The organism is Paenibacillus forsythiae T98, from assembly GCF_000520735.1.
Lineage (GTDB): Bacteria > Bacillota > Bacilli > Paenibacillales > Paenibacillaceae > Paenibacillus_AQ > Paenibacillus_AQ forsythiae.
Map to the genome: position 1 here is coordinate 1 of NZ_ASSC01000868.1, position 6,177 is coordinate 6,177.

Here is a 6,177-nt window from a genome sequence, read left to right on the forward strand (position 1 = left end):
GAATCTGGACCGTCCCGAGCGTCACGCCGCCGGAAAGGTACTCACGCGGCGATTCCAGCTTGAGGGACAGCCCGCTTAACCGATACCCCATCCGGTCCGATTGGGGAGTCACCTTATAGGATGACCCGAGAAACGCTTCGCGGCTGCGGAGGGTGAAGTCCTCCCATTCCCGGCCCCGAATCACCCGTATCTCCGGACTTGGGCGGTAGGCCGGGAGCACCGACCAGGGAACGGACCAGGAAACGGCATGGAAGGAGTCGCCGCCAAGGTTCGCCGCCGGAGCCGCCTGGCGGGCGGGCCCTATGGGCAGCTCATCTCCCGCTCCAAGCGCTCTTCCCTCGAATCCGCCGATCCCCGCGCGCAGGTAGGTGCTGCGGCTGCCCATCACCTCGGGGACATCCAGTCCGCCGGACACCGCCAGATAAGCCCGGCAGCCGGAAACGGGCCGCTTCAGAACCAGCGTGCTCCCTTTGCGCACATACACGGGACGCCACATCGGGACATCCCTCCCATCGATCAGGGGAGTCATATGACCTCCCGTCACCGCAATCCAGTGATCCTGGCTAAACTCGGCGGCAAAGCCCGAGAGCGTAATTTCAATCGCGGCAGTGCAATCCTCATTTCCGACCAGCCAGTTCGCGATCCGGTGGGCGGAGCGGTCCATCGCTCCGGCGACGATAATCCCGTATTTGCCATAGCCCGTTCTTCCCAGGTCCTGAACCGTTGCAAGCGGACCCGGTTTATGTATTCTGATGCTCACGGCTGTATCCCCCGCAATCCCCGGTATTCCTCTGGTCCAATCGGGCGGAACCGGATCGTATCCCCGCCCTGAAGCAGCGTCGGCGGCGAGTTATCCGGCCGGAACAGCTCAAGCGGCGTCCGGCCGATAATCTGCCAGCCTCCCGGCGTCTCGATGGGATAAATTCCGGTCTGGGCGCCCGCGATGCCGACCGAGCCCGCCGGGATGCGAAGCCGGGGCGTCTCCTTGCGCGGCGCGGCAATCGTGCCCGGCATTCCCCCCAAATAGGGGAAGCCCGGCGCAAAGCCGATCGCATGTACAAGATACTGTCCTCCGGCATGAATCGACACGACCTCCTCTTCGGACAGACCGTTCCATTCCGCCACCAGCCCAAGGTCCGGGCCGAATTCCCCGCCGTAGCAGACCGGAATGTCAATGACCCTTTCGCTTTCGATCTGCAGGCCATTCTCTGCCCGGGACAATTTATCGCGCAGGATGGAGCAAACATGGCCGAAGGCCGTCCGGTTCGGCTCCGGAATGCGCAGCGCCGCCAAATCATAGTACACGGTTACCGCAGTGAAGGAAGGAAGGCATTCGATAAAGCCGGGGAAGGGATCACGCTCAATCCGCTGTACAGCCGCGCTAATCTCTTTGTGAATCTCCGCACGGATACTCCGGCCAAATTCGACTGAAACCGCCGAGTCTCCCAAAGGGTGTAAAGACCAGGCCATCGCTTGCATCCCCCTTTTTATGGACAGCTGTTGTCCGCTCCGTATGCGAACGAACCGCGCTGCCTGTTTCCCTCTAGGATAAGGGATGACCGCGGCCAAGGTAAACCTTTTTTCAGCCAAAGCTACCGCTTCTTCCTGAACGCCACCCAACCCAGAAGCAGCAGCAGAATGACGGCCAGCAGCCCGACGCAGGCGAACACCCTCATCATCCGCTCCCCAAAATGCATAAGGGGCATGCTGCGGAAGGATAACGCCGAGACGCTCATACACAGCATCCCCATCCCGATCAGGAGAATCGCAATCAGCCATTCGATTTTTTTCATACGCGATCCTTCCCCGGCCTCAGCCGCAGATCAAAATAAAGTTCAAAGCAGGTGCCTTCTCCCGGTCTGCTGGCAACGGTGATCGCTCCTCCGAGCAGCCCCGTCAGCTTATGCACGATGGACAGCCCCAGACCCGTGCCGCCATGCATCCGGGAACGCGACTTCTCCACCCGGTAGAAACGCTCGAATATAAAAGGCAGCTCGTCCTCGGGGATTCCGATTCCCGTGTCCCGAACGGCAAGCTTCACCCCGCCCGCTTCGAACGACAATCGCATACTGACCGTTCCCTTCTCGGTGTACCGGATCGCATTCTCCAGCAGGTTTAGCACAATCTGCTCCATCCGGGCCCCGTCCGTGTACATCCATTGCGGCGCTCCTTCGGCTGTATACTCAAGCTTCAGCGCTTTGTCTGCGGCTTTAAGCCTCGCCTTATTGACTGCCTGCTCCATAAGCTCCGCCAAATCGATCCATTCCGGCGCGAGGGTTATTTTGCCTTCCTCCATCTTGGCCAGCTCGAACAGATCGTCCACCAGATGCTGAATCCGCCGCGCTTCCATGTAGATAATGCCAAGATACTGGTCCTTCTCCTCTTCCGTCGCGTACAGCCGGTCTTTGAGCACATTCGCATATCCTTCCAGATAGGTAATCGGCGTCCGCAGCTCATGTGAAATGTTGGCAAAAAACTCCTGCCGCGTATCCCGGTAATGCTGAAGATCGACCGCCAGATCGTTAATCGCCCCGGCCAGCGCGCCGATCTCGTCCCTGCTCCGGATATCCACTCTCGTCTCCAGCTCCCCGGCGGCAATCTTCCGGGTGGCCTTCTGCATCTGCAGCAGCGGGCGCGACAGAAACTGCGCAATAATCCAGGTGCTGCCCAAGGCGAGCAGAAACGCTCCGACTCCCGACAGAACCAGCAGATTCCGCACCCCTGCCAGCGACCGGTCCATCGTTTCGGTTGAAGCCAGGATATACAGAGCGGAGGCAACCTTTCCGTCTCGCACTATGGGTTGCCCCGCGACGAAATATCGCCCGCCCGCCGGGTCTTCATAGAAAAAATTCACCTTTTGACTGGCAAAAATCCGGCCCACCTCCAGGGGACGGATAAAAGACAGATAGGCCGGATCTTGTACGCCCGAGTGCTTAATAACGCTGCCGTCCCGGCGCACATTATAGATGGTGACTGCCGAAAATTCAGCGAACGTCCCCATCATTTTGCCAGTGTCTTCTTCCGAGGATTCGGCCATAACGGTGAAATGGGAGGCCAGCTCCTCCGTTTCCGTCTTCATATTCGCAGAATAAAAGCTGGTGAACATCCGGTCGACAGCCACGCCCAGAAACAGCAGCACAACAAGAACCAGACCGGAAATGACAAGGCCGAGCTTCAGGCCGATTACATTATTTTTCATGGATTTCACCGGGCGCCTGAAATTTATAGCCCACGCCCCAAACCGTCTGAATGGGGTTATACCCGAGTCCGGCCTTTTGCAGCTTCTCGCGAATATTCTTGATATGCGTGTCCACTACCCGGGTTTCGCCCTCAAAGTCCATGCCCCACAATCGTTCCACCAGCTCATCCCGGCTGAAGGCGCGCTGCCGGTTCCCGGACAGAACCGCCAGCAGATCGAATTCCTTCGGAGTCAGCTCGACCCCGGAATTCATGACGGACACCTCACGGGCATCCGGACGGATGGCCAGCCCCGGAAATTCCAGCACCAGCTCCTTGGGAACCGCTTGCTGCGCCAGGGACGCTCTGCGGATCAGCGAATGCATCCGGGCGACCAGCTCCTCCGGCTCGAACGGCTTGGTCAGATAATCGTCCGCCCCGATCTCAAACCCCCGGACCTTGTCCTTCGTCTCGGAGCGGGCGGTCAGCATCAGAATCGGCACGCTGTCCTTCGCCCTGACGGCTTCACATACCTGCCAGCCATCCATGTCGGGCATCATCACGTCAAGCAGCATAATATCGAAATGCCCGGTGCCGATAAGCGTCAGCGCCTCCCGTCCCGTCGAAGCCTCGCTGACCCGGAAGCCTTCCTTCGTCAAATAAATGCGCAGCAGATTTCGCATATTCCATTCATCGTCCACAACCAGCACACGGAGCTGCGCCATTATCGTCACCTTCTTTTTTACGGTTGCCTGTGCTGCAAATTTTGTACTATTCCGCTTTTTGGCAAGCGGCCAGCCGCTCAAGCTCCCGCTTCATTTGCTCGTTCTGCACCTTTAGCTCGTCAAGCTCCCGCCGGACATCGGCATCCGGTGCGGATACGCCATGCGAACGATTCTTACCGTGCCCATGTCCATGCATTCCCTTCATCCCGAACATCATAAAGATCATCATCAGCGGACATACCAGCACCAGCAGCGAAGACCAATTCATCCTTTGTCTCTCCCGTCTTATATAAACTTTTTAAGAGTCAAGTTCATTATAATCGCGGGTTATGTAGAAAATATGTGGGGCCTCCGCCAAACCGCCATTTCGTCTTCTCATTATCGTTTAACCTTTGACCGGAATCAACAGGGTCACCGATCTTAAAGGCAAGAATGCGCGGCGGCTTCAGGATACGGCAAAAAAACAAAGCCACCGCCGGGACCGGGGATGGCTTTGTTATACAGCGGCAGGGGGATTTGTTGGCAGCCGGGACCTGCGCCGGGCGCGGCCTAGCCTGCTCAGGCCTTGACGCCGACTTCCGGATTTACGCAGGTAATCGGCGCTCCTCCGCCGAGCACCGCGAAGATGTTCCGGGCGCACAGCTCGCCCATAGCCACCCGCGCTTCGGTGGTGGAGCTGCCCACATGGGGAGCCAGCACCACATTCGGCAGCTCGGCCAGTCCCGGCGCAAGCTCCGGTTCGGCCTCGAACACGTCGAGGCCCGCTCCGGCAATGACGCCGCCGCGAAGCGCGGCCACCAGCGCCTGCTCGTCGACGACGGGGCCACGCGAATCGTTGATCAGGATGGCGCTCGGTTTCATGAGCTCCAGTTCTTCCGCTCCGATCAGATGGCGGGTGGAAGGCAGCAGAGGCACATGAACGGATACGAAATCCGATTCTCTGAGCACTGTGTTCTTATCGGCGTAAATCCCGCCCGTTTCAGCCTCGAAATCAGGATTCGGCGCCTGGTCGGTGTACAGTATCTGCATATTGAAGCCTTGGGCGCGCTTCGCCACGGCCTTGCCGATCCGGCCTCCGCCCAGGATGCCGATCGTCTTGCCGCTAACCTGGGCGCCGATCAGATTCATCGGTCCCCAGTTCGTCTTGCCGGCTCTCACATACGAGTCGCATTCCACAACCCGCCGCGCGGCGGACAGCAGCAGGGCAAAGGCAAAATCCGCCGTCGCATCGGTCAGAACATCCGGCGTGTTGCTGACATAAATGCCGTGTCTGGAAGCGGCCTCGACATCAATATTGTTGTAGCCGACACCGTAATTGGCGAAGATTTTGCAGCCAGGAGCAAGCGCCCGGCACACCTCTTCATTAACCTGGGCGGACACGGTAAGCACGGCGTCGAAGCCCCGGGCTTTGCCTATCAGCTCTTGCGTGCTGAGGCTCCGCTCCTCCGGATTCATCTCCACTTCACATTGCTCGCGCAGCAGAGCGAGAATATTGTCCCCCAGCGGATAGGTAACATAGACACGGGCTTTTGACATGAAAGATCGTCTCCTTCTCCTATAATTAAATTTGGGCATATCGCAAAAATACGGATGGATTCTGTACGGCCGCAAGCTATCTGGCCATCCAGCCTCCGTCCACGCAAATAATCTGTCCGTGAATATAACGCGCGGCATCGGAAGCGAGAAAGACGGCCGTCCCGCCCATGTCCTCCGGCGAGCCCCAGCGCTTGGACGGAATCCGGTCCATAATCTGCCCGCTGCGTACGGCATCATTAATCAGGGCTGTATTCATCTCCGTTGCCATATACCCGGGCGCAATGGCGTTGACATTCACTCCGCGGGAGGACCATTCATTGGCCAAGGCCTTGGTCAACTGGGCGACCCCTCCCTTTGCAGCCGCGTAGGCGGGTACGGTTAAGCCTCCCGAGAAGGACAGCAGCGAGGCGATATTGATGATTTTGCCAGAACCTCTTTCCAGCATCCGTCTCCCGAACGCCTGGCACAGCATGAATACCGAACGAAGCTGCACCTGCATCACCAGATCCCATTCACCGACAGGAAATTGCTCAGCCGGATAGCGGCGCTGGATGCCCGCGTTGTTGAGCAGAATATCGACAGGGCCGAATTGGTCCTCAATCTTGGCGGCCAGCTCTTCCCCCGTCTCCAGCTCCGCCAAATCGCAGGCGACCGCGTAACAGCGGCGTCCCAGCGCTTCCGCCTTGGCCGCCGTTTCCGGGCACTCCCCGCTGCGCTGGACGGACACGATATCCGCTCC

The 6,177-nt window shown here is 58.8% G+C and carries 8 protein-coding genes; all 8 read right to left on the minus strand.

Going from position 1 to position 6,177, the window contains the following annotated elements; translation table 11 throughout:
- Window positions 1-760: 5-oxoprolinase subunit C family protein (locus L692_RS0126220; protein ID WP_025702847.1), on the minus strand; the 760-nt coding region annotated here is incomplete at its 3' end.
- The gene (gene pxpB, locus L692_RS0126225; protein ID WP_156940597.1) at window positions 757-1,470 is read right to left on the minus strand and encodes a 5-oxoprolinase subunit PxpB; all 714 of its coding nucleotides are present in this window, start codon (window positions 1,468-1,470) and stop codon (window positions 757-759) included. The genes pxpB and L692_RS0126220, both read right to left, overlap by 4 nt.
- A gap of 122 nt (window positions 1,471-1,592) precedes the next feature.
- A complete protein-coding gene (locus L692_RS0126230) occupies window positions 1,593-1,793 on the minus strand; it encodes a hypothetical protein (protein WP_025702849.1) in 201 nt (66 codons plus the stop codon).
- On the minus strand, window positions 1,790-3,199 hold the full coding sequence (locus L692_RS0126235) for a sensor histidine kinase (RefSeq protein WP_025702850.1): 1,410 nt from the start codon (window positions 3,197-3,199) through the stop codon (window positions 1,790-1,792). The genes L692_RS0126230 and L692_RS0126235 overlap by 4 nt, the downstream gene beginning before the upstream one ends.
- Entirely contained in the window at window positions 3,189-3,902 is a 714-nt protein-coding gene (locus L692_RS0126240) for a response regulator transcription factor (protein ID WP_025702851.1), read from the minus strand. The genes L692_RS0126235 and L692_RS0126240 overlap by 11 nt, the downstream gene beginning before the upstream one ends.
- Before the next feature lie 46 nt (window positions 3,903-3,948).
- Window positions 3,949-4,170, minus strand: a complete 222-nt coding sequence (locus L692_RS0126245; protein WP_025702852.1) for a DUF2933 domain-containing protein — start codon at window positions 4,168-4,170, stop codon at window positions 3,949-3,951.
- Window positions 4,171-4,460: 290 nt separating this feature from the next.
- Complete coding sequence (locus tag L692_RS0126250) at window positions 4,461-5,438, minus strand: 2-hydroxyacid dehydrogenase (protein ID WP_025702853.1); 978 nt, start codon at window positions 5,436-5,438, stop codon at window positions 4,461-4,463.
- Window positions 5,439-5,514: 76 nt separating this feature from the next.
- Window positions 5,515-6,177, minus strand: a 663-nt coding sequence (locus tag L692_RS0126255; protein ID WP_025702854.1) for an SDR family oxidoreductase, incomplete at its 5' end; no start/stop codon positions are given.